This is a genomic window from Pseudanabaena sp. FACHB-2040, from assembly GCF_014696715.1.
GTDB lineage: Bacteria > Cyanobacteriota > Cyanobacteriia > Phormidesmidales > Phormidesmidaceae > JACVSF01.
This window is the reverse complement of record NZ_JACJQO010000005.1, coordinates 453,582-478,898: the sequence shown is the minus strand read 5'-3', so window position 1 is coordinate 478,898 and position 25,317 is coordinate 453,582. Positions and strand designations below refer to the sequence as shown.

Sequence of the window (25,317 nt, the reverse complement as noted above, 5' to 3'; positions counted from 1 at the left end):
GGTTTAGATGGTCTGATGTTTGATTGCCACAACCCGCAGGCGGCGGTAGTCGGCTATCCAACGCCCATTCTGATACATAGAGGGGCGCAGCCAGTCCTCTGCTGCCTTGATCACGGCGGCCTGCTGATCCATAGTCAAGTCGCCTAAAAAGCGTCCAGCAAACATAAAGATCCAGTTAGCTAAGCCTGTTTCGCCTTCTAGTGGGGTAGGGCGGTCAAACAGAGTCGCCAAGCTCACCTCAAATCCCTGCTGCTCTAGCAGGGTGGCATACTCGCCTACGCTGGGAAAGTACCAGGGAGCTGCGGTGGTCTGACCGTAGCCGAGATTAGAGCGAACAATGTGAATAGCATCTAAAATCGACTGAATACAGCCTTTACCGCCAAATTCCGCTACAAATCTTCCCCCTGGCTTTAGCGCTTGCCAGATGCGCTCAGCTACCCAGTCTTGCTCCTGGATCCAGTGCAGCACGGCATTAGAAAACACGGCATCGACTGCATCCGGCATGACAAAGTAGCGGGCATCGGCCACCTCAAACTGAAGCTCAGGAAAGTTTTTCTGGGCTTGGGCAATCATGTCGGCATCCGCGTCTGTCCCTAGAGTGGTGGCTCCGCGTTTTGCGATCGCATTCGTCAGCTGCCCCGTACCACAGCCCAAATCTAGAATCCGCTCACCGCTCTTCGGCGACAGCAAATCCAGCAGCGATTCCCCATACTGCCAGACAAAACTATGGCTGCTTTGATAAAGGTCCGTATTCCAGGCTTGATTGGGAGAGTTTTCCATATATCTATGTTGGCCAGTTGGCAGCTCTGACAGCGGAGATAAACGGCAAGGGTAGAACGCTTGCCCGCTTCCTTCATTGTGCCTAAACGTTAGGGCTGCAGTGGGGGAATTTCATAGCAAAGAACGTGCAGCGGCAGCCGCAACCAGCGAGAAATCCGTTGGGAGAGGCGAAACTTTTTTTGCAGGGCTGGCGGCATAGTGTCCCAAGTAGCCGGTTTAAAGCTTAGGCGATAGTAAAAATGAGCTAGCCGATCGCCCAAGCATTCCAAGTAGAGTGGGCCGCTAGCCTGCTGAATCAGATGAGTGGTCAGTAGTGTGCCTAGGCCTCGGCCTCGCCACTGGGGCGCAACCACCAGACTGCCCAACTCTTGGCCCCCCTCAAATTGGCGCAGCTGGCCGCAGGCGATCATCTCCTTATCGCACTCAATCACCCAAAACTGCTGCCAGCGCAGCTGAGTCGGGTCTAGCCTAGCCTGCAGCACCCGCCAGCGAATTGCCCAGCTATCTTCTGCCCTAGCTTTTCTCAAGCAGCACCCTGGCGGCAATCGGTCAGCGTGTGGGAAGGGGTTAGCCTCAGACATAGGTTACCTGGGTGGCTCTAGGGACATTCTTACTAGGCGGCAGATCTGTGTAAATAGTTTTATCGTCGCAGCGCTGGCAGAGGAAGGGCCGCAATTACATCCCACTAAAATGGAGGCATTCACTCAACCTAGGGTGTTTTTATGTATTCTGCCGATGAAATTGTCAACATAGCTCAAGAAATCCGGCCTTACCTGCCCAAACTTCTCGATACCCCGATTGCTCAGCAGGTAGACGGCCAGCTAGCCGGTTTGCTAAGTCAGGGGCCGACGGAACCTCCGGCTACCCAGCAAATTGTAGCGGTACTGTCTCAGCACGAATTGACGCGAGAGTGGCTGCGACTGTCTCTAGAGGAGCACACCCCCGCCGAGGCCATCCTGAAATTGCTAAGAACTTACGAGCCTTTGACCGGTAGCCACAACCCGATTGAAAGCCCTCACTATGTCTGCCCCGTCGCTAGCTGCCATCAAGAGTGGTACCGCCGCAGCTCTACTGTAGAAACGCCCCGCTGTCCGATCCATGATGTACAGTTTGTGCGAGATAGTAAGGGGCATTGAGGGCATCGAAGGTAGAGGGGCAGAGGAGCGCGGGGGCTCTTTCCTTCTGATTTATTTAAGGGGGGGTGAAGTGTGGGTCACATTTCTTTCTGGCTGGTACCGTCTGAACCATATCTAACCGATTTTCAGGCTTTGATCGATAGCTTGGCTCAAGCTTACGGGGCAACCTCCTTTTTGCCTCATGTCACTTTGCAGAGTGGGCCGGTTCCTGCAAGTGTGAACCTACAGCAGGCGATAGCAGTAGCGGTACGGGGTATTCCTGGCTTTACACTAGATGTTGTGGGTGTACAGCAGAGTTCGGTATTTGCTAAAACCGTTTTTGTGCAGCTCCAGCCCAGCGATTTGCTTCTTCAACTGGCTCAGCAAATTCGCCAGGCCTTGCCGGACTCAGCTGGCTATCAGCTCAATCCGCACTTGAGCTTGCTTTATCAAACGCTAGAGCCAGCGGTGCGGCAGGAAATCGCAGATGCCATGGTCAAAAACCAACCCCTAGGTGCTATTGCCCCCCCAGCTCAAATTGCCTTCAATGAAGTGCAGGCTGTTGCAGCGCCTGATTCATTCCAAACCCAGGCAGATGTGCGGCAGCTACGCTGTCTCTACCGTCAACCCCTCAACGCTGAGTCCCTTTAACAAAACTGCCGACCATGCCACTGACCCGAGTCATTGGGCTAATGCCTGCTGCCGGACAGGCGACCCGCCTGGGGCCGCTGCCGATGAGCAAAGAGCTATTTCCCTTGGGCATTCAAGCTGGGACAGGGCCTAAAGTTGCTTGCCACTCTTTATTAACAGCCATGCGGCAGGCTGGAATTACCGAAGCTCTGGTAATTTTGCGGCCAGGGAAATGGGATATTCCAGCCTATTTAGGCGATGGCGCACTGCTGGACATGCGACTGGGCTATCTCACAGTCCATGTTCCCTTTGGAGTGCCGTTTAGCTTGAACCAGGCCTATCCCTTTGTCCGAGAGGCGACAGTGGCGCTAGGCTTTCCTGATATTTTGTTTCAACCGCAAGAGGCCTACACCAAACTGCTGGCAAGACAGGCAGCGGGGGGAGCCGATGTCGTCTTGGGGCTGTTTCCTACCGATCAGCCGGAAAAGGTTGGTGTTGTTGAGTTTGATAAGGCAGGTCGAGTTGCAGCCATTTTTGAAAAGTCGCAACGTACTGACCTGAAATATATGTGGGCGATCGCAGTTTGGCAGCCCAGCTTCACTGAGTTTTTGCACCAATTTATTGAGGCCGAGCTAAAGCAACTGATTGGCAGCACGGTGCCACAAACACTGAAGCAGTTTCCTTCCTACAGCGAAATTCCTATTGGCGACGTGATTCAAGCCGCTATTGGAGCGGGCTTACGGGTTGAGGCAGAAGTCTTCCCCACCGGGCGCTACCTTGATATTGGCACTCCCGACAATCTGAAAAAGGCAGTCTCCGGCAATTTCTAGCAGGATCAAGTAACGAGTAGTAGCGCGCCCAGTCCGTCTCGTGGTAGACGCGGGTAGGCAGCAACCGGCTATAGGGTAGGGGACTAAACATATTGCGAGCTTGGGAGCGCAGTAACCTGTGAAACCCGTTGTAGGGCGACTTCTAGTTGCCGTTTCTATGATTCTGGGCATTGGTCTGCTTTTGGGATTGATTAACTTTGTTGCCCACCTCAACTCTAACGACATGATTGCTGTGGTTCCACTTCTGCCTCTGTAGGAGTTGTTCGGCTGGGTGTGAGGAGCATTCCCCAGAGGCTGTTGTAAGGGTGTACTCGTTCGGCTGTCTCCCCGTTTTGCACGACTCTGCGGCCTTCGTTGAACCACTGGAAGATAGACCCTTCCAGGTTATAAACTTGGCTGAAGCCTGCTTGCTGCAGCTGCTGAACCAATCGGGCTGAGCGATATCCCACTGAGCAGTAGGCGACGATAGGCTGATCGGGTGCTAGGCCTGTTTGAATAGCCGATTCAATATTTGGCGTATGTTGCGCTCCAGGGAGATGGCTGACGGCAAACTCTTCGGCTTGGCGCACGTCTAGCAAAACCGGGAAGGGCGCTTGATCTAGCCAGGTAGCTAGACTCTGGGTTGAGATGGGTTTGACCGAGGGAAACCGCGCTCGAATTTTGGTTTTTACAAGCTGCCAGACCCAAGATCGCAACGGGCTGACTAGAAAGCTGAGCATAGGACGTTTTTTGCCAGAAACTGCACGACCCGCCCTATTTTAGGCTTAAGGACTACATTGGCAGATGAGCGTGCCTATTAGGGAGGTTGGCAGTCATGATAAATGTTTCCCCTTGGGATGAGATGCTGCAGACTTACGTAAATCTGCAGGGGCGAGTTGACTATCGACGTTGGCAGGCCGAGTCTGCTTCCTGGTTGGAGGACTGGCTGGCTTCTCTCTCATCCTTTGACCCTGCAGCTCTAGATCGACAGGAGAGCCTAGCCCTACTGCTCAACCTTTACAACGCTCTGACCGTTCAGCAAGTGTTAAAACGCTATCCCATTGCCTCGATTCAGCCTACTTGGTTAGGCATTCCCAACTGGATTGCGTTTTGGCGGTTCTTCACCCGGTCAATTTATACCCTTAACGGGCAGCAGCTTAGTCTTAACCAGATTGAGCATGGCCTGCTGCGGCAGCAGTATAGTGAACCTCGCATTCACTTTGCGCTAGTTTGTGCTTCTACCGGCTGCCCTTTGTTGCGCAATCGAGCCTATCGGGCCGACCAGATTGAGCAGCAGCTTGAGGAAGATGCCCAGCGCTTTATCCAAAACCCTCAGAAGGTCAGATATGAAGCGGCTGAGCAGACCCTGTACTGCAGCAAAATTTTTAAGTGGTATCGTCAGGACTTTTTGCGGGTTGCGCCCTCTGTGCCTGACTATGTCCAGCTTTATCTGCCTGCTGCTGGGCTTTCTGGTGCTACCACAGTCAAGTATTTGCCCTATGACTGGAGCCTGAATCAGATAGCCAGTTCGTCTTAATGCCAAGGCTCAAAAAAACCGATTTTGGCGTATTTCTATACCTTTAAGACGATTGACGTTGGTTTCGTTGATCGCTAATCTCTTGGATGCACGATTTAGTTAAGTAGAAGCTAAGGCGTAACTATAATGAGAGGACTCAAGCCAGTCGGGCTTTTTTTGGCTGCAGGTTTGGCAGCTACTCTTGTGGCCTGTGAAGGCCCTGCTACTGATGTAGAAGAGGCACCTGAGGGCGATCTAGCACCTACGGAGGAGACCGTTCCTGAAGCTGTTCCTGAAGCTCCTGGAGCTGTTCCTGAAGCCCCTGGAGCTGTTCCTGAAGCCCCTGGAGGAACTGAAGGGGGTGAAGGCGGCGAAGGCGGCGAAGGGTAGGATCTAAGACTGCATCAGGGGTGTGCATTTATGCGCCCCTGATGTTGTTGGTTACCGTAAGAAGCCTATATGACCAGAGGCCGGATAGGTTGACTGTGCCCTAGGCCGTCTAATTAGCGATATCTAACGAAGAACTTGAGGACGGGGACCGTGTTCTGCCAGTATTGCTGGTGCGTTCTCGCAAGTTACTTGGGTAAATACTTTGCCGGTAGAGGCCAGGCGGATGCAGGGGCCTTTCTTACATTCTTTCAGGCAGCCTGTGGGCTCTAGACGAATGTTGCTGAGACTGGGGTTGGTTGCGATCGCATCCTCCATGGCTCTGTAGACCTCACTGCTACCGCGCTTGCAGCAATTGCTCTTACTACAGACTTGAACACAGTAGGGTTTGCTGGGCTGCGCTAGGCTTGGCGTTGCGATCGGCAGCGACTCGGCTGCCAGCTCTTTGGGGCTGAGCGGAATAATATTAAGGGCTATCCAGGTATCTTTTTTGGGGGTGACCCAAACCCGCATGGGGCTGCCAGATTCAAGCTCATGGGTCAGGATAGGGACAAGATACTTCGGCAGCTTAATTGGGTACTCCTGTCGGGCCGTTTGCAGCCGAATTCCCTTCAGCTTGCCTTTAGGCGACTTTAGTTCACCGACATACGTGCCCTCTAGAAATTGGGGCCGAATTGTTGCCTCTCTCATCGCTATCTCCCAAAAACTGCGGTCGGCTCAGGGTTTGCCGTTACGAGCAGCCTGCTGTTGCCAAGGTGGGCAAGCTAGAGGTGCCTGTCATTTAGAATACCTAAAACCTAATCTTATTGCAATTCTGTTTCAATAAGCCTGAGACTTGTTGCCAACAGAATGACGACAGAAAGGCGGCTTTTCTAGGCTGTGTAGGAAACGCGCTATACTGCCGAAGCTGCCGACCTCAACGGATGAGTGTCTAAACAGGTCAGCCCTTGGAGAGAATTTTTCTGAGTATTCTTTGAGGGCTGTCAAGTAAAAGTGTTTAGGAACCGCTGAACCTTTTGCGACGCAATCTCCCGCTTGCACCCTAAGCCCAGTCTGTCAAGGACTGGCTCCGTCATTCGAAAGACTTGAAGGATAAGGTTAATCAATTCTTTTCGCAGTTTAAATTCATCACCACTTCAGGGGCATTCCGGCGATTGTGTCCTAAACTTCACGCAGTAGAGTTGGATTTAGCAGGAAGAAAAGAGGAGTGACGGTCATGAATGATGCTGCGGCGCTCTGGCAACGCTATCGGGATTGGCTCTATTACAACGAAGGGCTAAGCTTTTATCTGGATGTCAGCCGCATGCGGTTTGATGATGCCTTTGTGGCCCAGATGCAGCCCCGTTTTCAAAAAGCCTTTGAAGATATGGCGGCGCTAGAAGCAGGTGCGATCGCAAACCCCGATGAAGACCGCATGGTGGGCCACTACTGGCTGAGAGATCCCGATCTCGCTCCCACCCCCGAACTGCGCCAAGACATCGTCGATACGCTGGTCGGTATTGAGCAATTTGCCAGCCAAATCCGTACCGGAGTGCTTTACCCACCTGGGCAAGAGCGCTTCACTGACATTCTTTCCATTGGCATTGGTGGGTCGGCCCTAGGACCGCAGTTTGTCGCCCAGGCCCTTGGCCCCGACTTTCCGCCCCTACAAATTCACTTTATCGACAACACTGACCCAGAAGGCATTGACCGGATACTGGCGCGGCTAGAAGACCGCCTGGCCACGACCCTAGTGATCGTCACCTCCAAGTCTGGGGGCACCCCCGAAACCCGCAATGGCATGGTTGAAGTGCGCCACTGCTTAGAGCAGCGGGGCCTGCATTTCTCCCGCCAAGCCGTTGCGGTTACCGGCGTCGATAGCGGTCTCGATCGGCAGGCTAAGCAGGAAGGCTGGCTAGCTACCTTCCCCATGCACGACTGGGTGGGTGGGCGCACCTCCGAACTCTCGGCGGTGGGTCTGCTGCCAGCAGCGCTGCAGGGCATCGATATTCGCTCTATCTTGGGCGGAGCGCGAGAGATGGATGCGGCTACCCGAGTTCCCGATCTGCGCCAAAACCCTGCTGCGCTGCTGGCCCTAGCCTGGTACTACGCAGGCAACGGCAAAGGCGAAAAGGACATGGTAATTTTGCCCTACAAAGACAGCCTGTTGCTGTTTAGCCGCTACCTGCAGCAGCTCGTGATGGAGTCGCTAGGCAAGGAAAAAGACCTGGACGGCAACGTGGTTTATCAAGGCATTGCGGTCTATGGCAACAAAGGCAGCACCGACCAGCATGCCTACGTGCAGCAGCTGCGGGAAGGCGTGCCCACCTTCTTTGTCACCTTTATCGAAGTTCTCAAAGACCGTGTGGGAGACTCGGTTGAAATCGAAGCAGGGGCGACCTCGGGCGATTTCCTGTTGGGCTTGCTGCAGGGCACCCGTCAGGCCCTCTTTGAAAACTTCCGAGATTCGATCACGCTGACCATTCCTGAAGTCAATGCCCACACGGTAGGAGCGCTAATTGCCCTCTACGAACGGGCCGTCGGATTTTATGCCTCCCTGGTCAATATCAACGCTTATCACCAACCAGGGGTTGAGGCCGGGAAAAAGGCGGCAGCCAGCGTTATCGATCTCCAGTCCAAAGTGATTCAGGCCCTGCAGGCTAGCGACCAACCGCTAACGCTGGCTGACCTGGCCGCTAAGGTCGGTTCCCTAGACGAGGTAGAGACTATTTATAAAATTGTTCGCCACCTCAACGCCAATCAGAGAAGCGTGACCATTCTGGGAGATCCGGGTCAACCTGACGAGATTAAAATTGCGGTAGCCTAGGCCCCGATAGCCGGGTCGGCTTAGAAGCATAGTTTGGCTCATATTTCTCAAGACGAAGCATTTTTTTAATGATTCGTTAGTATGTGAGTAAGAAAACTGTATAAGCAGACTCGTGCCCCATCGGGAGGCTTTATGGGACTTACGGCCCAGGTGCAGGTTCGCAAGCTAGATTCAATGAAGGGCGGGATGGCCGCCTTTTACACCCCCCAGGCCAGCCACGAAACCATGCTGGTAGACATTCCGGCGGGGACAGTGGATGACCTATACGTGCACCACTTCCAGACCGATCAGCTACTGGTGGTTAAGGGCAGTTTGGTGCTGGTGGTGTTGCAAAACCGACAGTACCGCTATATTGGGCTGTGCGATCGCACGCCCCAAGTGGTCACTATTCCTCCGGGCGTTCCCCATGCAGCCATTAACCTCAGTGGAGAAAGTTGCGTTCTAGTCAATGCAGTCTTGCGTCATGGGCCGACCCATTCCCGTGAGTTTCGTCCCCTAAGGCGGCCTTTTCCCTTTGATTTAGAGCAGGCTCGTCAGACATGGCAGGCTGAACTAATGACAGTTGTCGCTTAGGGCAAAGAGTGCTATCAAACCATTAGTTCATAAAAGTGTTTCAAAAGAATTCAATTTAGTTGAATTTCAGCAACAGATACATACATTTCAAGGAGTTCTCTCCTAGGCTATTAAGTAGGCGCAAGAGTGTAAGTTGAGGCTATGCCCCTGACAATTCTGGTCGCAGAAGACGACGAGGGAACTCGCCTGTCAATTAGCGATTACCTGGAGCTTGAGGGCTACTCGGTTCTTCTAGCTACCGATGGCGAGGATGCCTTTCGGCAAATTTTTGCATATCAGCCCCACCTGCTGATAACAGATATCACCATGCCCCACGTAGACGGGTATGAACTGGTGCAGCGAGTGCGACAGCATCCCGCCTGGCGACTGCTGCCCGTGATCTTCCTATCGGCCCACACCGAAACCGAAAATCGCATCAAGGGCTACCAGATGGGCTGTGATGCTTACCTGCCCAAGCCCTTTGAGCTAGATGAAATCGGCGCAGTCGTGCGCAATCTACTGGAGCGATCGCAGCTGATTCAGGCCGCCTGGATCAACCAAGTCGCCCTCCAAACCGCTCAAGACCGAGCCATGGCCCTCGAAAAGGCCAAGCTCGGAAAGCGAGCGGAAGAACCCAAGCCTGATCTCACCTCCCGAGAGCAAGACGTCCTCACCTTGATTTCCGACGGCCTGTCTAATGCCCAGATTGGCGATCGGCTTTATCTCAGCCCTCGTACCGTCGAAAAATACGTCAGCAGCCTGTTCCGCAAAACCGACACCAACAATCGAGCTGAGCTAGTGCGTTTTGCCGTAGACCACCATATGGTGAAGTAATTTCAAATATGGTGAAGTAATTTCAAAGTGTAGTTGCAGAGTAATTTCAAAAGCAAAACTGGAGGCACTTCAAGCGCCTCCAGTTTTTTAATATCTTTTTAGAGTTACGGTTGCTGCAGCTGCTGCAAGATCTCCCCTAGCTGCCGCTGGCTCTCGCCGTAGGCCTGCCAGTTGCCCTCCTGTAGGGCTTCCTCACTATTCTGGTAAGCCTCTAGGGCTGACTGAATCAGGGCCGAGTAGTTGTCAGGTAAAGAGGGACCGGTGGGTGAAGTCTCTGGCGGGGAAGAGTCAGCCACCACGTTGCCGACGCCCTCACCAAAAATCGCGTTTAAGGCGTCCTCCAGCGTTTCGCGCATGACAATGCGATCGCCGTAGGCCAAAATCACTCGCCGCAGCTCTGGCAACTCACCCTGTTCGGCGCGCAAGTAGAGCGGTTCGACGTAGAGCAGCGACGTACCAATGGGAATCACCCGCAGGTCTCCCCGGATCACCCGCGATCCTTGCTGGCTCCAGAGCGAGACCTGCTCTGAAATTTCTGGGGTTTGATCGATTCGCGCTTCGATCTGGCTGGGGCCGTACACCAGTTCCTGCCGGGGAAAATCGTAGAGCAGTAGCTTGCCGTAGTTTTCACCATCAGAGCGGCCCGCCATCCAAGACACCATGTTGTCTCGATTGGCTGGGGTAAATGGCATGATCTGGACAAACTCTTCCTGGTTGAAATCGGGCAGCCGCATGATCAGGTAGTAGGGCTGCATCATCACCTGGTTGCCCTCATAGACCTGATTAGGAAAGCGCCAGAGATCTTCTCGGTTGTAAAACACCTCGGGGTTGGCCATGTGGTAGGTTCGGTAGACCTGAGCCTGGGCTGTAAAGAGGTCTGGGGGATAGCGCAGATGGTCGCGGATAGTGGCAGGAATTGCTGCTGCCGGTTCAAACAGGCTGGGAAACATGCGGCGGTAGCTGGCCAGCACTGGATCTTGTTCATCAATGGCAAAAAAGCGCAGGGTGCCATCGTAGGCATCGACTACAACTTTGACCGAGTTGCGCAGGTAGTTAGTGTCTCGCCGCACCAGATCACTTAGGGTACTGCTCTGCAAAACCACCTCCGCCTCAGGGCTGCGGCTCAAAGGTTCGGAGTAAGGGTAGCGATCGCTGACCGTGTAGGCATCGACGATCCACTGCAGGCGACCGTCGATCAGGGCAATGTAGGGATCGCTGTCGAAGGTGAGAAAGGGCGCGACCTGACGCACCCGATCCTTAATCGTGCGGTAGTAGTGAATGCGCGTCTCTGGCGTGAAGTAGTTAGAAAAAATTAGCTGCAGGTTAACCAGGTCGTAGGCGTAGGTCAGTCGCTGCAGCAGGCTACCAATGGGTACACCGCCCACACCGCTATAGCGGAAGGAGGCATTTTCGTCGTCTAGAGGATAGTCAAATTCGTCAGTACTGGTGCCGGTAAAGATATAGTGGTCATTCTCTTCACCGTAGTAAATGCGAGGCTGATCAATCTCTAGATCGACCGAAGTCACTGGGGGGACGTTTTTAATCCACAGTTCTGGCAGACCATCGGGCGTTACCTGGTTTACAGGACTCATGGCTAGGCCAAAGCCGTGGGTAAACTTGAGCCGCTGATTGACCCAGGTTTGCGCCTCCTCAGGTACCTGGCTGTAGGCCAGTTCTCGGGCAGCCAACATGACCTGTCGGTAGTCGTTCCTGAGGCGATAGCGATCAACGTCAACGTCTGAAAAGCGGTAGTAAAGGCGGATTTCTTGAATTTGGCGATAGGTGCTGAGTAGCGGTTCGTTGTCCCATAGGCGAATGTTTTGCAGCGTCGGTTGGCTGCCCTGCAGGATCTCGCGGTCGAGCATTTCTTCTGCTGGAAAGGGTTCGACCTGGACTTGCTGTAGGTTGTAAGCCCGTCGGGTGTATTCAATGTTGTAGGCAATGTAGGGCCGCTCTTTCTCTAGTTCGTTGGGGCCGACTACCACGGTTTGCTGCACCAGTGGATAGAGCCCGTTGACTAGAATCAACACTGCTAGGTAAATCACAATGGCAAAGCTGGGCAGAGAAAAGCCGCTACGCCAGAGCGATAGGACAAATAGCACTGCCACCGCTAGTGTGACAAAGCCCATCATCCAGTAGGCCTGCAGACGAGCATGAACGTCGGTGTATCCAGCCCCAAATACTACGCCTGTAGGTGAATACAGCAAGTCAAAGCGGGCCAGCCAAAAGCCGGCTCCAAACAGTAATGCCACACCCGCTAGTAGGAGGCACAGATGGGTTTTGGCCTCTCCGGTTAAAAAATATTTCCAACCCCGCTCTGGTCGAATCTCGCCTTTGAGCACATAGACACCCAGGGCCAGAAACGCGCTCCAGACTAGCAGCCCCAGCAAGCCGTCTTGTAGGTCGTGGAGAAAGGGCAGCCGAAACACAAAAAAGCTGATGTCACGTTGAAAGATAGGATCGGCAGTATTAAACGGGACAGGGTTAAAAAACTTGAGTACTGTCTCCCAGGCAGCGGCGCTGCGTAAGGCAGCACTGATAGCCAGAAGCAGAATGAGTGCGATCGCACCATAGCGGGGCAGCCCTCGCAATACGGTCGGGTTGCCTTGCTCAACGTACTTTTCTAAATAAACATAGGGGTGGTCATGGGTAATCCGTTGGGCTAACAGGTAGTTGCCCCACAGAAATGCCGTATACACCGTGAACGTGACAGCCCAAATTCCTACCTGCCAGCCCACTCGGGTCCAAAAGACCTGCTCAAAGCCAACCGAGGCGAACCACCAAGAGTCGGTCAGCAATCGCACCAGCGTTCCTGTAAACGCCAGCACAAAGGCCAGCACCAGCACCAAGGGAATGTATTTACGAAGTTGAATGGGGCGAGAGGGGGAATATTTCACAGCGTCGCTACGAGACAAGCCTATCCAGGGGCAATGTTTCTAGCTTAGTTGATAGGGTCGGGGGTGAGGGGAGCGACAGATTGACTATGGATATTCTTCTTTTCGGCTTCTATCTTGGCTTCTTCCTGTTCCTTCTCTAGCGCCTTTTGCAGGTTGGCTAGGTAAAACTCCATCTTATGGTCACCAATGGAGTCGAGGCCGGGGCGTCCGATGGCCATAAGGTAGCCCAGCAGCCGATCGGGCAGGCGCTCGGTGGGAAAAGACTGACGCTGTAGGTTGCCGCGCCAGTCGAAGTAGCGGAAGTGGCCCATGTGGCCATAGACTCGGGTGGGCACCCAGGGCAAGATGGGCGGCGGAATTAGCGGCACGACATCGTTGTTGTTGGCGTAGCGGAAAATGCGATCGCGCATTTTGCTGTTCATGTAGTTGACTAGCTTCCAGTCAGCGATACGCGGCTGGCCAAAGGTATATAGCCCGCTCACCTGAAAGCCCTGCGATTCCAGCGAGACTGCCGCCATCGCTGCTAGGGCACCGCCCAAGCTGTGGCCCGTAATCCACAGTCGAGAGGCAGGCATCCACCGCTTTCTCAGGTAGTCGAGCACTTCCATCTCAACGCTGTGCCAGGCAGCCAGAAAGCCCCGGTGGACTCGGCCCAAGGGCGGAACGGGCTGTTGATCCGCTAAAACCGTAAACTGATTCAGGCGGATCTTAAAATTAGTGCGCCAGTCGTTGAGCTGCTGGCTGCCGCGAAAGGCCAGAATAATGTCTTCACCCTGGCAGAAGATAAATGCTTGGGTGTCGGTTTTCTTCTTATCGAGGTAGAAGAAGCTGCCTTTTAGAGTAGATTTGCTGGGCTGCTTTCCTTCCTTAAGCCAGTTATTAAGCACCTCTACAACGTATTCTTGGGGCGACATTTTCATCCAGCGGTTGTCGTCCTCGCTGCTGACCCAGTTGCCAACAATGTCGTTAACGTAGTCCTGATCTTCGTAGACCAGATAGGCAGCCTTCGCCAGACTGATGGCCCGGTGCGTATCGGAAGACTGCTCTTGGCTGATCTGGGCGAAGTCATGGGAGGAATAGGGCGGCGGCAAAATCTTGTAGCCGTAGCGCTCAAAAAGCTTTTGCACCCGGCTATATCCGGCCCAGTGGATATAGTGGAAAAACTGGTCGTAAAAGCCAGAGCCGCCCTTGCGTCGGTAGCGGCGATCGCCAATCAGCTTGATCCAGTGAATGACGAACGGCTTAAGCTCGCTAGCGGAGATCAGGCCAGCCTCGATCAGAGTGTCAAAGTTCTCTAGCCCCCCCAAAAAGGAGTCAAACCAGTCCCGCAGAATAATTTCAATGACAAATTCTTCGGTTTCGTAACGCTTAAAAACCGCCACAGTCTTAGCGTCGATGGCGTCGGGCTGCTGGGCCGTAAGCTGCTTGATTTCGTCTAGGCCCTGGCGGGTTTTGACCATCTGATCGTGGGATCTGAGGGCTCGTCGCAGCAGGTCGTCACTGGCCTCAAAGGTCAGCAGCCGACCATCTTGGGGGTGTTTGACGTAAAACGTGCGGTACTCCTCGTAGTCGAGAATGTCGAGCACGTTCCTGACGGCCTCTCGCTCTCGAAAGGCTTTGGTCTCTTGCCGGGCCAGCTCAACACGCTGTCGCCATCGCTGCTGGTATAGGTGCAGCCAGGTCAGCGCAATCAAGGCACCGCCCGCTAGGCTGGCAGCGATTAGCCAAAGGGGCAACACTTCCCTATAGAGGCTGCGCTGATTCCACTCACTCTGATAAATTTGGCCGGTCATAGGCTCAAGAGAGGGCACCTCGGACGGCATCTGCGCTAGCGCAGATGAAGCGGTGACGACCAGGGTAGTGCCCAGAAGGGTGATGCAGTGCCGAATCCCCATAGGTATCCAGGTTGGTCTCAAAATGGTCTTTAGATGCTACCGAAAAACGAACGAGCGACAGCCTTTCTTAACAGCTTTGATGGAATTATTAAATGGACTTAACTGATGGATATCACGCCTCCTGAGCAGTGGCCGACAACGGCAGCAGATGCGATCGCACTGCAGCACCAGCTGCGCCCCCAGATCATCACCCAAGACCAGCTGCCCGACCCGATTACCTACGTCGCTGGAGTCGATGCCGGATTTGAGGCCGACGGCACTATCACCCGCGCTGCCGTTGTGGTTCTCAGCTTTCCTGATCTAGTGCCGGTTGAAGAAGCCCTGGTACGCCGCCCCACGATCTTTCCCTACGTGCCGGGTCTGCTCTCGTTTCGAGAAGTGCCTGCCGTGCTAGATGCGTTAGCCCAGCTTAAAACCAACCCCGATCTGATTCTCTGCGATGGCCAAGGCATTGCTCACCCGCGCCGCCTCGGCATTGCTTCGCACTTGGGCCTGCTGATCAATTGCCCTACTATCGGGGTGGCCAAATCTCGGCTCGTCGGTACCCATGACCCTGTGCCCAGCGAAAAGGGCGCATGGGTGCCGCTGTTAGACAAAGGTGAACGGATTGGGGCAGTGCTCCGCAGTCGAGACAAGGTCAACCCGCTTTACATTTCCCCCGGCCATCGCATCAGCTTGGAAACGGCCATTGACTACACCCTGCGCTGCACCACCCGCTACCGTCTGCCCGAAACGACCCGCTTAGCAGATCGGCTCTCTTCTTCTCGAAAGGGCCAATCAGCACTGCCCGAGGGTGCTTCTGGGACTCAAATCAGTCTGTTTTAGGATTAATTTAGATAACCCTCAAAAGTCATGCCTCAGCTTCAACCCTCGACCCTCACAAAGAACTTGAAAACAATCCCAGTCAATTAAGGATTGCTCACGACTAAGGCTGGTGTTTCAGGTTCTGTAACCCCTGTGCCACAATGGGCCGTATCCCTTAGCTTAGAAAGGTGGCGGGCAGTGGAACCGTCTTTTTCTGCTCAAGTTCAGCCCGGTGTACCAGAGGAGCCAATGTCTCCCCGCCAGCTGGACAACATCAAGGCTCAGCTAGATCTGGTGCTGCTGGCTTTAGAATCTCTTACTGGAATTGGGTCAGATGCGATGTTAACGGCGGCAAAGACGCTGGGGATAGAGGATTTTTTGAGCGATCGCGTGAGCCTGTGGCGGTTGCGGCAGGCCAGCCCATTGCGTAAGGGCCAGGGTCGCAAAAAGCTTGATATCGAGGAAGCGCGGGCGCTGGTGCTGGTTAGCTGTCATTTGGCCCAGCAGCATAAGGCTGTGATTCGTCAGGCGGTAGGGCTGCTAGAGGATGTTTTAGAGCGGCAGCTGCCGCCCCATCGAGTAGCGCGGCTGGGTGACTACCTTGACGCCTTTAGCAACACCTACGAGGAGCGCATGGAGGGCGATAGCGAGGCAACGCCTGAGGAGCTGAGCGCCCTGGCCCTAAAACTGCTGACTGATTTGCTCTTTTACAGCGGAACTGGCGGTGATCGTCGGCTCTGGCTATCGCTGCTGGACCGGGCAAAGTGAGTATCCATGACGCCGATCTCTGAACTAACCTCTCTCCGGTATACGGCCCCAACCTGCACCCTTGAGGTGATGGGGGAACTTTCTCCCCTGAGCCAGGTGGCTGAGCAGCCTATTCTGAAGCGGCTGCGGTTTGACCTGCAGATTCAAGACGCCTCAGGAAACCCGGTAATAGCAGCACGGGGAATGCGATCGCATCTCCTAGACCTTTCGACCCTCGTTCAAACCTACGTTCAAAACTACCTAAACGGGCCTGCTGAGAGTGCCTTGCGACCGGCAGCGGTTGAGGGCATTTCCCTACAGCCCTACAGCCCTAGCCGTCACAGCCTGGATCTAGGTAACTTAGCGGTTCACAGCGGTCCTCGGCAGGTGCGTCTGAGTACGCTGCAGCTAGCCGACCTAGCCGATGTGCTGGCCCAGCTAGAGGAGGCCGTTGACGTGCTGCCCACTGAGGTTGCCCCGGCTGAGGCCAGATCTCGTCGCCGTTCTCCGTCTCGGCGGCTGGCTTGGGGGGGAACGGCAGCGGCAGCCTTACTGGTCGTGGTTGGCGCAAGTGCTGTCTTACCAGGAATTTTGCAGCGCAACTCGGTATCTCAGCTAGAGACAACGGCCTCAGCCCCCGCTGGCGGCAGTGCCGATAGCATGGCCCCTGAGCCCGGAGCCGAAAGCTTTTCTATGCCGCAAACCGGGTTGCCAGAAGCGACCGAAGTGCCAACGGCCCCTGGAGAACTCAATCAGGCAGTACCTCCCGCCCCTAGTGGAGCTGTCGGCCCGCCGCCTGTCGTTCTAAACGGGGACGCAGTACCTTCCCAAAGCCCAACGGCACCTTCTCAAAGCCCAGCGGCTCCACCCACGGCTAAGGTTCCTGGGGAGCAGCAAGCGCTGCCCCAGATAGAAGCCGCCCCGGTGCCGTCTGAGCCCGGGCCTGAGGCTAACCGAGCTCTAGAACCTGCCCCCCCTTCTGTCCTGAGCGCCCCGCCCCAGTTGCCTGCTCAACCTCCTGATGCCTCGGCGGATAGTGCTGTCGGTAGTCTCAGCAGCCAAGCCACCGAAGCCCCGCCCCCAGCAGCGCGATCGCTAGAGGCGTTGCAGTTCACGCTGCAAGAACAGTGGGTGCCGCCCGCCAATCTGGCCGACTCGCTGGTCTATGTTTTAGTAATTGATGAGGCGGGCAATCTACAGAGCGTCATCCCTCAGGGCAGGCTGGCGCGGGAAAATCGCGATCGCATTCCCCTGCCCCCTCTAGGCAGTCCGGTTTTAGCTCCTCAAGCATCGCCCCAGCAGCTGCGCCTGACCCTGTTTCCGGCAGGCAGTGTCACCTTAGCGCCCCTAGCTGAATAGTTTCTACAGAGCGGGTTTGCTAAACTTCATCCTCTTAGCTAAATAGGCGTTACTCCTTTGGTAGAGATGTCGTTAGAAGGAGAGCCGCTAGGGTGTCCGAAAGTCGTTGCCTTTGCTAGAGGAACAGGGAAATGTCGGCTACTTTGAACGACACTAAGCGCCTTGCGATCGCAGAACAACTTGCAGGCATGAAAGCCCTCCAGAGGCTGCTGATTTCCGTCGATCAAATGCTGCTAGATGCACTTGATGGAGCCCTTCGCCCGCGTTTGCAGAAGATGCTGGAGCAGGATCAAAAAAACCTGAGCATTCTCGAAACAGTGATCGTTCAGTACGGCATTCAGGCTCAGCCCAAAGACACTATTGAACAACAGGTCAAAACCCTTCACAGTCTGATGGAGAGCTCTGACCTGACGCTGGCTGAGAAGGTATCTCAGCATGAGCTGTTAAAGCATCAACAGACAATGACGGGGCTAGTGATTCACAAGATCGCCCAACGAGTTGGGGCCGATGTCGAAGCCGCAATCACACCGCTGCACACAATCAACTTTGAAAACCGGGCTCACCAAGAACAGCTCAAGGGCATGATAGAACTCTTGGGTGTGCGTGAGCTCACTGGACAGGACGCAGAGCAAGGACTGTGGGCGCGGGTTGAAGATGCGATCGCAGCCCTCGCTGGCATTGCAGGCAGCCTCATCACTCGTACCGATGACGAAATTCCCATTCGCGAACTGCTTCTAATGGATCACAGCAAAGCGGATGTTCTGTTTACCGAAATCTTGGGCAGCGACGATCCTCAGAAGATTCAAGAGTATTTTGGCCAGCTCTATAGTGATGTCACCATTCACGGTCTAGCCGAAGAGCAGGTGCTCTATCCGGCAGTCCAGCCCCATTACTCGCAGATGCCGGAAATCTTTGATCAGACTGACGGTGTGATTGAAATGCTAGATGACATAAAAGCTTTGAATCCTACCGATCCAAACTTCAAAGCCCAGATCGAGCAGGTCAGAATCGCTGTTCGCAGTCATGTCAATCAGGAAGAAAAAGACATTTTTCCAAAACTCAAAGATTGCTTTAGCCACGAGCAGCAGAAGCAGCTAGCGACTGACTTTAAAGCGGCCAAAAAGCAGCTTCAAGAACAAATGGCTGCTAACGATTCCAAATCCCTAAAGTCTGTCTAACAACACCTTATTTAGGCTAGGCGCACAGGGGCCTAGTGCCACGTCTGCAGCTGCAGTTGTATCCAGTATTTGAGCTTATGAACAATTCCCTTCCTTGGAAACTCATATTCCAGACCAAAGCCGTAATCAATTGGGTCGAAGGTATCCTGCTGCTATTTTGCGATCGCTGGATACGCGATCTGCTCGCCACCGAGCCTTTGGCCAATCCCGAATACTCGCAGTTATTCTATGGCCTGGTTCTAATCATTGGCATTGGCTATTGGTGGGTGGCTGAAGATATTGACCACAACTACGGCATTATCAAGCTGGGCGTGCTGGCCCAATATAGCGTCTTTGCAGTATTGGCCTATCACGTTCTGCTGGGCAATCTTCACCCGTTTTTCCTGATTTCAGGCGTGCTTGATCTAACCTTTGCCATTCTCTTCACCCTGTTTCTTTACTCCGACAACCGAGTAAAAACATAGCCGTCCCAAACATCCCTACAGTCCCGCAGGTCAGGTCAAGCGCAGCGCGACCAACAACCCCCTCTACTGTTGGGTTTCGGTATGCTTAGCCCTACTTAATTAATAGCTAGTTGCTCTGGCGCGTCACGGCTGCGACTAGCTACTAGGTTTACTCGGCCAAAACCTCCACCGTGCCTGCTGCCCCGTCAATCCGGACCCTTTGCCCGTCGTGAAAGCGCTGAGTCGCGGCAGTGACATCCATCACCGCTGGAATGCCATATTCGCGAGCAACAATCGCGCCGTGGGATAGACGACCGCCAACTTCAGCAATTAGGCCATTGGCGCGGGCGAGTAGCGGTGCCCAACCAGCATCGGTGTAGGGCACCACCAAAATGATCGAGCCGTCTGCTCCCTCTAGAGAGGTCAGCTCTCGCATCACCCGAATTTTGCCCTCCACAATGCCGGGGCTGGCCCCGATGCCGCTTAAGGTTTGGGCCACGCCTAGAGGGCTCACGGTCAGGGTGGCGCGGTCAACCCGAGGCGGATCGTTGCCAAACACCAGCATAGGCACTGGATTGAGCTGGCGGTCGGCCTCAAACTGCTGTTGCCGAGTGCTGAGGCGCTGAGGCAGGCTGTCCTGCAGAGCGTCAGGGGTAGTGATCAGGGTTTTGATTTCTTCAAATGTGAGAAAGAAAATATCGCCTGTCTGGAACAGCAGACCGGCCTCCAGCCAGCGACTCTCTAGTGCCAAGAAACAGCGGCGCAGTTCGTCCAGCAGGCGGCTGTAGAGGGCATTGACCTGGCCTTTTAGATCCAGCCGCTGCTGCACAGCATCTCGCTTCCAGCCGCTGGCATCGGTCGTTGGCTCGGGGGCTGGGGTTGTCGGGGGAGTCATGACATATTGGGCCAGCAGTTCTCGCACTGGGCTGGGGTTTTCTCGCCAGGTGGGGACAGCGATATCGGTGCCCACTTGGCTCAGATAGCCGTAAGTGGCGATGAACTGATCTAGCTGGCTCAGGACAATCTGGCCCTCGGTTGTTTCTGAGAGCGCGGTCATTAGCGAGGGGGCATCGGTAATGCTGGAGCGAGTGCTAGCGGGCAGGAGCTGGCGGGTTTCGGCTGCGATCGCAGCCAATTCCTTCAGCGCTGCTACTTCTGGGTTCTGCCCCGCATCTAGGGCTGGAGCAGGCACCTTAAACATCCCGTCTCGAATGGCAAAGCTCAGTGGGGTGAAAATGTTGTAGTAGGTGGCCCGTCGCAGCAGGGCGAGCACTGTTTCAATGCGCTGCAGCAGTTCAGAGGGCGCCAAAGTTTTGGGGTCAACCGCTGCCAGCTGTTCTAGCTCTGGCTGTAGCAACGTCTGAAATTCTTGCTCAAAGTCTTTTTCGAGCGACAGTTCTCGCCCCAGCAGCCGCAGCAGACCCGGCAGGTTGCGCATTGTTGAGGCTAGGGGTGGCTTGCTAAACTTGGCTCCCCGCGTCAAAAACTCCAGGCTTTCGGCAGGCAGGCCCATACGCCGGAAGATGTCGCCCAGCAGAGTGGCATTGAAGTAGGCATAGCTGTGGTGTAGCGTGGCCGTTTCTTCAAAGTCCAGCCCCTGAGCCCGTGGCCCCAGCACAATCGTAAAAATATCGCCCCATACGCCGCAGGTCAGCGGCCGATTAATCGACCAGGTGAGCGGGCGGATGCTGCCCGGAATCACCTCGGCAGCGATTTTGCGAGTCCAGATCGGCTGCAGGGTAGTAATCGGGCGACTTTGCAGCAGCCATAGGTTTTCACCGTCATAGCTCCACTCAATGTCCTGAGGAATGCCGTGGTAGCGTTCCTCCAAGTGGCGGGCCAAGTAGGCTACCTGTTGAATCAGGCGGGCGGGCACCTGACCCTGGCCCTCCACCGTCAGGGTCAGCGCATCGGGAATTTTCCAAGCATCTTCGCCCTCTAGAAGCCCTAAGTCGTCTGGCCCTACCCACACCTGGTAAGACTCTGGCGTTTGCTGGCCCGAAACCACCTGGCTGGCGGCTCCTGGCAATGCTTCAATCACCACGGCATCGCCGCAGCGGGCAATCGGGTCGCGGCTAAAAGCAACTCCAGAGAATACGCCCTGCACCTGTGCTTGAACTAAAACGGCCAGCCCTTGATTGGGGGAGTTGCGATCGCTTGTGCGATGGCCGGCCATATCGCGCCGATACTGCACTGCGCCTGGATTGTTGTAAGAGGCAAAGCAGCGCTGAATGGCTACTTCCAGCGCGGGTTGACTAGTGACGTTGGTAATTGAGGTGTAGAGGCCCGCTGCTGAGGCCAGTTCTGTGTCTTCGTCCATGGCTGAGGATCGCACCACCACAGGTTGAGCCGCTGAGGGTTTAGTAATTTCGATCAGCGGCTTAGGATCGTCTCCAGCGGGTAGAACATAGCCCAGAGGCACCGGATAGCCCCAGGCCCTGAGTCGGGCTAGCGTAGCGGCTTTGCCGCCCACCTTAGCGGCATTGAGAGGCTGATCAAGAGAAAGCAAGGCGCGATCGCCGCGAAAAAAGCGAAACATGGTCTGTGACTCCAGTCGTCCCTTATCGGCAGAGAGATCTAAATCATCGGGCAGCTTCTGATAGATCCAGGCAATCAGGCCGCTCAGGCAGGCGACCGCCAGCACTCGTTCTCCAGAACTGTGGATCACGGCGGTCAACAGCGGCAGCAGGATCAGCACCAGTAAACGGCCCTGTCGCCGCTCTCGAAAAATCGTAAAGCCAATGGCGCTGATACCAAGCGTCAGCAGCATGACCCGCCAATCGTGAACCAAAAAGCCCCAAGTGACGTTGGTGGTGCCAGCCCCTTTAGCAATCCAGTAGCGGCCTAAGACCAGGGCAATCAGGGCAGCCACTTCCCAAACCGGATCAGTGGGGAAAAAATAGCGCGCCAACAAAACCGCTGCAATGCCCTTAAACGCCTCTGCCAGTACCGCCAGCACCCCAGCCAGCTTGCCGCCATGATAAAAGGCGGCAGAAACGCCCACATTGCCTGTGCCCACATTCGCTAGATTGTGCCCTGACACTAGCCGGGTAATCCAGCCCGTCAGCGGCAGCCCTCCCAGCAGCGGACACAGCCCAAAAATTACTAACGCACCCCAAACCTGTAGCAGGGACATGAGCCAACCCAATCAAAGACAGAATCAATGACAGACATTTTGAGGGTAACTGATTGTTTCTCTTCCCTCCTACAACCCTACCCCTCCATGCACTAGGCTAGATCTCTGAATGTTTTATTCTGATTTCATGTCGCACACCGCTACCCTCCCCTACGGCGATCGCGCCATTCAGCAGGCGGCCCAAGAGCCCCTGGAGAAATGGCCCAACCCCTCAGAAAATGCCTATACCATTCACTTAGAGCACCCTGAGTATACGGCCCTCTGCCCCCGCTCAGGCTACCCTGACTTCGGCACGATCGTAGTGGACTATCAGCCCGCAGATTGGGTCGTAGAGCTAAAGGCGTTTAAGCTCTACATCAACTCCTTTCGCAATGAGCGCATTAGCCATGAGGGAGTGACCAATGCGATATGCGATCGCATCTGGCAGGAGCTGTCTCCCGCGGGTCTGCGAGTCATTGGCGACTTTACCCGACGCGGCGGCGTCAAAACGGTAATCACCGTCTGCAGGGGAGATTGTCAGCTCTTTAGCCCTTACCAAGCCAACGTGCTCTGAGCCGACATCAGCGCCATCTTAGACTTAACCGAGCAGGAATTGGGTTTAGAGCGAAGCCGGGGGCCAAAGCCCAGCTTCAGCAGAGTAGAAATGAGTGCCCGCTGATTGAGAGGCACCCCCCCCAGCAGATCCAGGATTTCCCGCAGGCCCGTAACAGCACTGCTAATGAGAGAGTCACGATGGAAGCAGGGCAGTAAATCGGCAGCGCCCTGGCACCTAGCCCACTGCTGCTCTGAAGGCAAAATTTGAGGCTGTGCCCCGTTGACCAGCACTATTTTCATTTCTGGGCAATGGTGGCGGCACCAACGGCAGAGCGCATAGGGGTTAAGCCCCCGCAGTCGAGTGTCAAGGATCAGCAGATTAGGCAAGGGACGACTCTGCCGATGGAGCTGTTTTAGGGTTTCTACAATATGAACGTCGGGCGACTCCCAAATCACCGAAATGTTCTGAGAGCGGAGGATGGTAGTCCAAATTTTTCCCTGCAATCCCAGTGGAAAAACAACAATGACGAAATTTTGGAACTCAGTCATGAATAAATAACCGTGACGTGTGAGCGGTTATAGGTCAAAGCGAATCCGGCAAGGTAAACTCGTCGAACTCACTCCACAGCTAGGCCTAAACGAACGAACTGACAAACAAGACACACCCCTACTGGTCAGCTTGCAAAAGCCTGGATCTGCTTTTTTGCGGAGAGACTTGTGGCAGGCGACCAGTGGCTAGCAAGCAGTCTAACCCTTGGATTTATGGTGTTAAATCTGCTAAAAGGGGTTATTGAGATTTTGAGACGATCCGCAATATTAGTCCTGGCCCCACAGCTCAGCTAGCCGCTGATCCCGCCCACAGGCGTTGCGGTAGAACTTGTAGCGTACCGGGTGCTTGAGGTAGTAGTCCTGGTGATACTCTTCTGCTGGGTAGAAGATCTGAGTTGGCCGGACTTCAGTCACAACAGGGCGCTTAAACTGCTTGGTTGCCTGCAGCGATTGTTTAGACTGCTCCGCTAGCTGTTGTTCTGCTGCCGTAGCGGCAAAAATGGCTGAGTGATACTGGCTGCCCTTATCGCAAAACTGCCCCGTATCATCGAGCGGATCGACGTTCTGCCAAAAGACCTCTAGCAGCTGGGCGTAGCTTACCTGAGCGGGGTCGTAGGTAACCTGCACGGCCTCTACATGGCCCGTTGTGCCTGCCGAAACTTCATAGTAGGTCGGATTTTCTTGAGTGCCCCCGGTATAGCCCGACGTGGTTGCCACGACGCCTTCGAGGTGGTCAAAGGGAGGCTCCATGCACCAGAAGCAGCCGCCCGCAAAGGTGGCAGTAGCGAGGCTTTGGCTAGCGGGGGATGACTGCACAGCAGGGCTGGCAGTTGCATAAAAAGGCAGCGCGTCCCACAGGAGAACTGCGCTGGCCAGCAGCCCCAACGCCACCAGTGATGCCCGGATTATACGTATGGCTGACACAATTTCCTTCGGTAGATGGATAATCTTGAATTTAACACCGCATTCATAGAGACGCGACTAATCACGCCTCTACCCGTCGGAAATTGAGACATAGAAAAGGAACATCTCGATCAGGGGGCGCAATAGTCGAAGATCGGCTCACAAGGACTATCGCTCCCCATTTCCTACGCCGTAAATTTCTCGGTAATGCGCTGCATCGCTGCTTCTACATTGGCCCGACTGTTAAAGGCAGAGATCCGGAAATAACCTTCACCTGCTGCACCAAAGCCAGAACCCGGTGTACCGACCACATTACAAACCTGCAGCAGCTTGTCAAAAAAGTCCCAGCTAGAGAGGCCATTGGGTGTCTTCACCCAGACATAGGGAGCATTGACGCCGCCATAGACCTGGATGCCTGCTGCCGTTAGCTGCTCGCGGATAATGCGGGCGTTTTCCATATAGAAGTCAATCAGGGCGCGAGTCTGGGCCTTGCCTTCCTCGGAGTAAACCGCCTCGGCTCCTTTCTGCACGATGTAGGAAACGCCGTTAAACTTGGTGGACTGACGACGGTTCCACAGCGGGTGTAGCTCTACCTCAGAGCCGTCTGCAGCCTTACCCTTAAGCGACTTGGGCACCACAGTCAGCGCGCAGCGAGTGCCGGTAAAGCCCGCATTTTTCGAGAAAGAGCGAAACTCAATGGCGCAGTTGCGCGCCCCTTCGATCTCGTAGATCGAGTGGGGAATATTGGGGTCGGTGATAAAGGCTTCGTAAGCCGCATCAAACAGGATGATCGAGCCGTGGGCCAGGGCGTAGTCTACCCAGGCTTTGAGGTGGTCACGGCTGGCGACGGCTCCCGTGGGGTTGTTGGGAAAGCAGAGGTAGATCAGATCTACTTTTTGGGTCGGAATTGGGGCCGTGAAGGCATTCTCAGCGCTTATCGGTAGGTAGATCAACCCCTCATATTCGCCATTGTCCTTGACCGGGCCGGTGTGGCCTGCCATGACATTGGTATCGACGTAGACTGGATAGACCGGATCGGTAACGGCAATGGTGTTGTTGCTGCCAAAAATGTCGAGGATGTTGCCGCAGTCGCACTTGGAGCCGTCGGAGATAAAAATCTCAGAGGCATCGATGTCGCAACCACGTGCCTGGAAATCGTGGGCGGCAATCTTTTCGCGCAGCCACAGATAGCCCTGCTCCGGCCCATAGCCTTTGAAGGTGTCGCGGCTACCCATTTCTTCCACCGCCTGGATCATGGCAGCCCGGCAGGCTTCAGGTAGGGGCTCGGTGACATCACCAATGCCTAGACGGATAATGTTGGCTTCAGGATGGGCCTCGGCAAAGGCGTTGACTCGGCGACCAATTTCGGGAAACAGGTAGCCTGCTTTGAGTTTGCGGTAGTTATCGTTGATCGTAACCATGTCGAGTTTAGAAATCGTTACA

At 54.8% G+C, this 25,317-nt stretch carries 24 protein-coding genes; 14 read left to right on the top strand and 10 right to left on the bottom strand.

Annotated elements, in window-relative coordinates; translation table 11 throughout:
- Window positions 1-3: 3 nt before the first annotated feature.
- Together H6G13_RS05890 and H6G13_RS05885 are read right to left on the bottom strand one after the other, a co-directional pair.
- The gene (locus H6G13_RS05890) at window positions 4-780 is read right to left on the bottom strand and encodes a methyltransferase domain-containing protein (protein WP_190482225.1); all 777 of its coding nucleotides are present in this window, start codon (window positions 778-780) and stop codon (window positions 4-6) included.
- Between the two features lie 89 nt (window positions 781-869).
- On the bottom strand, window positions 870-1,361 hold the full coding sequence (locus H6G13_RS05885) for a GNAT family N-acetyltransferase (RefSeq protein ID WP_190482224.1): 492 nt from the start codon (window positions 1,359-1,361) through the stop codon (window positions 870-872).
- A gap of 141 nt (window positions 1,362-1,502) precedes the next feature.
- On the opposite strand from H6G13_RS05885, the gene H6G13_RS05880 reads away from it, so the two are divergent.
- The 3 genes from H6G13_RS05880 (at window position 1,503) to H6G13_RS05870 (ending at window position 3,355) form a co-directional block, all read left to right on the top strand.
- Complete coding sequence (locus H6G13_RS05880) at window positions 1,503-1,916, top strand: hypothetical protein (protein ID WP_190482223.1); 414 nt, start codon at window positions 1,503-1,505, stop codon at window positions 1,914-1,916.
- A 72-nt stretch (window positions 1,917-1,988) separates the two neighbouring features.
- Window positions 1,989-2,546 carry a 2'-5' RNA ligase family protein gene (locus H6G13_RS05875; protein ID WP_190482222.1) on the top strand — a complete coding sequence of 186 codons (558 nt, stop codon included), beginning with the start codon at window positions 1,989-1,991 and terminating at the stop codon, window positions 2,544-2,546.
- A 14-nt stretch (window positions 2,547-2,560) separates the two neighbouring features.
- On the top strand, window positions 2,561-3,355 hold the full coding sequence (locus H6G13_RS05870; RefSeq protein ID WP_190482221.1) for a sugar phosphate nucleotidyltransferase: 795 nt from the start codon (window positions 2,561-2,563) through the stop codon (window positions 3,353-3,355).
- Window positions 3,356-3,570: 215 nt separating this feature from the next.
- On the opposite strand, the gene H6G13_RS05865 is transcribed toward H6G13_RS05870, so the two are convergent.
- Window positions 3,571-4,074 carry a rhodanese-like domain-containing protein gene (locus H6G13_RS05865; protein WP_190482220.1) on the bottom strand — a complete coding sequence of 168 codons (504 nt, stop codon included), beginning with the start codon at window positions 4,072-4,074 and terminating at the stop codon, window positions 3,571-3,573.
- Between the two features lie 95 nt (window positions 4,075-4,169).
- On the opposite strand from H6G13_RS05865, the gene H6G13_RS05860 reads away from it, so the two are divergent.
- Together H6G13_RS05860 and H6G13_RS05855 are read left to right on the top strand one after the other, a co-directional pair.
- Complete coding sequence (locus H6G13_RS05860) at window positions 4,170-4,871, top strand: DUF547 domain-containing protein (RefSeq protein WP_190482219.1); 702 nt, start codon at window positions 4,170-4,172, stop codon at window positions 4,869-4,871.
- A gap of 126 nt (window positions 4,872-4,997) precedes the next feature.
- Complete coding sequence (locus H6G13_RS05855) at window positions 4,998-5,240, top strand: hypothetical protein (protein ID WP_190482218.1); 243 nt, start codon at window positions 4,998-5,000, stop codon at window positions 5,238-5,240.
- Between the two features lie 123 nt (window positions 5,241-5,363).
- Here H6G13_RS05855 and H6G13_RS05850 read toward each other — a convergent pair whose 3' ends face one another.
- Entirely contained in the window at window positions 5,364-5,927 is a 564-nt protein-coding gene (locus H6G13_RS05850) for a (2Fe-2S) ferredoxin domain-containing protein (RefSeq protein WP_190482217.1), read from the bottom strand.
- 526 nt (window positions 5,928-6,453) lie between these two features.
- Between H6G13_RS05850 and H6G13_RS05845 the strand changes: the two genes are divergently transcribed.
- From H6G13_RS05845 to H6G13_RS05835, 3 genes are all read left to right on the top strand, one after another.
- The gene (locus H6G13_RS05845; RefSeq protein WP_190482216.1) at window positions 6,454-8,043 is read left to right on the top strand and encodes a glucose-6-phosphate isomerase; all 1,590 of its coding nucleotides are present in this window, start codon (window positions 6,454-6,456) and stop codon (window positions 8,041-8,043) included.
- Window positions 8,044-8,175: 132 nt separating this feature from the next.
- Window positions 8,176-8,616 carry a dTDP-4-dehydrorhamnose 3,5-epimerase gene (locus H6G13_RS05840; RefSeq protein ID WP_190482215.1) on the top strand — a complete coding sequence of 147 codons (441 nt, stop codon included), beginning with the start codon at window positions 8,176-8,178 and terminating at the stop codon, window positions 8,614-8,616.
- A gap of 141 nt (window positions 8,617-8,757) precedes the next feature.
- Window positions 8,758-9,429: a response regulator transcription factor gene (locus tag H6G13_RS05835; RefSeq protein ID WP_190482214.1), complete on the top strand. Its 672-nt coding sequence runs from the start codon at window positions 8,758-8,760 to the stop codon at window positions 9,427-9,429.
- 104 nt (window positions 9,430-9,533) lie between these two features.
- Here H6G13_RS05835 and H6G13_RS05830 read toward each other — a convergent pair whose 3' ends face one another.
- Together H6G13_RS05830 and H6G13_RS05825 are read right to left on the bottom strand one after the other, a co-directional pair.
- Window positions 9,534-12,326, bottom strand: a complete 2,793-nt coding sequence (locus H6G13_RS05830; protein WP_347277435.1) for a UPF0182 family protein — start codon at window positions 12,324-12,326, stop codon at window positions 9,534-9,536.
- Between the two features lie 44 nt (window positions 12,327-12,370).
- Entirely contained in the window at window positions 12,371-14,221 is a 1,851-nt protein-coding gene (locus tag H6G13_RS05825; RefSeq protein ID WP_190482213.1) for a lipase family protein, read from the bottom strand.
- A 105-nt stretch (window positions 14,222-14,326) separates the two neighbouring features.
- Here H6G13_RS05825 and nfi point away from each other — a divergent pair, with 105 nt between their 5' ends.
- From nfi to H6G13_RS05800, 5 genes are all read left to right on the top strand, one after another.
- The gene (nfi, locus tag H6G13_RS05820; protein WP_190482212.1) at window positions 14,327-15,046 is read left to right on the top strand and encodes a deoxyribonuclease V; all 720 of its coding nucleotides are present in this window, start codon (window positions 14,327-14,329) and stop codon (window positions 15,044-15,046) included.
- A 228-nt stretch (window positions 15,047-15,274) separates the two neighbouring features.
- Window positions 15,275-15,793, top strand: a complete 519-nt coding sequence (locus H6G13_RS05815) for a DUF3038 domain-containing protein (RefSeq protein ID WP_190482899.1) — start codon at window positions 15,275-15,277, stop codon at window positions 15,791-15,793.
- Between the two features lie 6 nt (window positions 15,794-15,799).
- Window positions 15,800-17,131, top strand: a complete 1,332-nt coding sequence (locus H6G13_RS05810) for a DUF4335 domain-containing protein (protein WP_190482211.1) — start codon at window positions 15,800-15,802, stop codon at window positions 17,129-17,131.
- A gap of 131 nt (window positions 17,132-17,262) precedes the next feature.
- Complete coding sequence (locus H6G13_RS05805; protein ID WP_190482210.1) at window positions 17,263-18,309, top strand: hemerythrin domain-containing protein; 1,047 nt, start codon at window positions 17,263-17,265, stop codon at window positions 18,307-18,309.
- 77 nt (window positions 18,310-18,386) lie between these two features.
- On the top strand, window positions 18,387-18,773 hold the full coding sequence (locus tag H6G13_RS05800) for a hypothetical protein (protein ID WP_190482209.1): 387 nt from the start codon (window positions 18,387-18,389) through the stop codon (window positions 18,771-18,773).
- 148 nt (window positions 18,774-18,921) lie between these two features.
- Here the strand turns inward: H6G13_RS05800 and H6G13_RS05795 are convergent, their stop codons facing one another.
- Entirely contained in the window at window positions 18,922-21,888 is a 2,967-nt protein-coding gene (locus H6G13_RS05795; RefSeq protein ID WP_190482208.1) for a glycerol-3-phosphate acyltransferase, read from the bottom strand.
- Between the two features lie 109 nt (window positions 21,889-21,997).
- Between H6G13_RS05795 and queF the strand changes: the two genes are divergently transcribed.
- Window positions 21,998-22,441, top strand: a complete 444-nt coding sequence (gene queF / locus H6G13_RS05790; protein ID WP_242028162.1) for a preQ(1) synthase — start codon at window positions 21,998-22,000, stop codon at window positions 22,439-22,441.
- On the opposite strand, the gene H6G13_RS05785 is transcribed toward queF, so the two are convergent.
- The 3 genes from H6G13_RS05785 to H6G13_RS05775 all read right to left on the bottom strand — a co-directional run bounded on the left by H6G13_RS05785 (window position 22,420) and on the right by H6G13_RS05775 (window position 25,295).
- Complete coding sequence (locus H6G13_RS05785; protein WP_190482207.1) at window positions 22,420-22,971, bottom strand: response regulator; 552 nt, start codon at window positions 22,969-22,971, stop codon at window positions 22,420-22,422. The genes queF and H6G13_RS05785 overlap by 22 nt on opposite strands.
- Window positions 22,972-23,238: 267 nt before the next feature.
- A complete protein-coding gene (gene msrA / locus H6G13_RS05780) occupies window positions 23,239-23,817 on the bottom strand; it encodes a peptide-methionine (S)-S-oxide reductase MsrA (protein WP_347277450.1) in 579 nt (192 codons plus the stop codon).
- A gap of 242 nt (window positions 23,818-24,059) precedes the next feature.
- The gene (locus H6G13_RS05775; protein WP_190482206.1) at window positions 24,060-25,295 is read right to left on the bottom strand and encodes an LL-diaminopimelate aminotransferase; all 1,236 of its coding nucleotides are present in this window, start codon (window positions 25,293-25,295) and stop codon (window positions 24,060-24,062) included.
- Window positions 25,296-25,317: the final 22 nt, after the last annotated feature.

Excerpts from the sequence above, each read along its gene's own strand:
- H6G13_RS05890 (WP_190482225.1), bottom strand. The coding sequence starts at position 780 with ATGGAAAACTCTCCCAATCAAGCCTGGAATACGGACCTTTATCAAAGC.
- H6G13_RS05885 (WP_190482224.1), bottom strand. The coding sequence starts at position 1,361 with ATGTCTGAGGCTAACCCCTTCCCACACGCTGACCGATTGCCGCCAGGG.
- H6G13_RS05880 (WP_190482223.1), top strand. The coding sequence starts at position 1,503 with ATGTATTCTGCCGATGAAATTGTCAACATAGCTCAAGAAATCCGGCCT.
- H6G13_RS05870 (WP_190482221.1), top strand. The coding sequence starts at position 2,561 with ATGCCACTGACCCGAGTCATTGGGCTAATGCCTGCTGCCGGACAGGCG.
- H6G13_RS05865 (WP_190482220.1), bottom strand. The coding sequence starts at position 4,074 with ATGCTCAGCTTTCTAGTCAGCCCGTTGCGATCTTGGGTCTGGCAGCTT.
- H6G13_RS05860 (WP_190482219.1), top strand. The coding sequence starts at position 4,170 with ATGATAAATGTTTCCCCTTGGGATGAGATGCTGCAGACTTACGTAAAT.
- H6G13_RS05855 (WP_190482218.1), top strand. The coding sequence starts at position 4,998 with ATGAGAGGACTCAAGCCAGTCGGGCTTTTTTTGGCTGCAGGTTTGGCA.
- H6G13_RS05850 (WP_190482217.1), bottom strand. The coding sequence starts at position 5,927 with ATGAGAGAGGCAACAATTCGGCCCCAATTTCTAGAGGGCACGTATGTC.
- H6G13_RS05845 (WP_190482216.1), top strand. The coding sequence starts at position 6,454 with ATGAATGATGCTGCGGCGCTCTGGCAACGCTATCGGGATTGGCTCTAT.
- H6G13_RS05840 (WP_190482215.1), top strand. The coding sequence starts at position 8,176 with ATGGGACTTACGGCCCAGGTGCAGGTTCGCAAGCTAGATTCAATGAAG.
- H6G13_RS05835 (WP_190482214.1), top strand. The coding sequence starts at position 8,758 with ATGCCCCTGACAATTCTGGTCGCAGAAGACGACGAGGGAACTCGCCTG.
- H6G13_RS05825 (WP_190482213.1), bottom strand. The coding sequence starts at position 14,221 with ATGGGGATTCGGCACTGCATCACCCTTCTGGGCACTACCCTGGTCGTC.
- nfi (WP_190482212.1), top strand. The coding sequence starts at position 14,327 with ATGGATATCACGCCTCCTGAGCAGTGGCCGACAACGGCAGCAGATGCG.
- H6G13_RS05815 (WP_190482899.1), top strand. The coding sequence starts at position 15,275 with ATGTCTCCCCGCCAGCTGGACAACATCAAGGCTCAGCTAGATCTGGTG.
- H6G13_RS05810 (WP_190482211.1), top strand. The coding sequence starts at position 15,800 with ATGACGCCGATCTCTGAACTAACCTCTCTCCGGTATACGGCCCCAACC.
- H6G13_RS05805 (WP_190482210.1), top strand. The coding sequence starts at position 17,263 with ATGTCGGCTACTTTGAACGACACTAAGCGCCTTGCGATCGCAGAACAA.
- H6G13_RS05800 (WP_190482209.1), top strand. The coding sequence starts at position 18,387 with ATGAACAATTCCCTTCCTTGGAAACTCATATTCCAGACCAAAGCCGTA.
- H6G13_RS05795 (WP_190482208.1), bottom strand. The coding sequence starts at position 21,888 with ATGTCCCTGCTACAGGTTTGGGGTGCGTTAGTAATTTTTGGGCTGTGT.
- queF (WP_242028162.1), top strand. The coding sequence starts at position 21,998 with ATGTTTTATTCTGATTTCATGTCGCACACCGCTACCCTCCCCTACGGC.
- H6G13_RS05785 (WP_190482207.1), bottom strand. The coding sequence starts at position 22,971 with ATGACTGAGTTCCAAAATTTCGTCATTGTTGTTTTTCCACTGGGATTG.
- H6G13_RS05775 (WP_190482206.1), bottom strand. The coding sequence starts at position 25,295 with ATGGTTACGATCAACGATAACTACCGCAAACTCAAAGCAGGCTACCTG.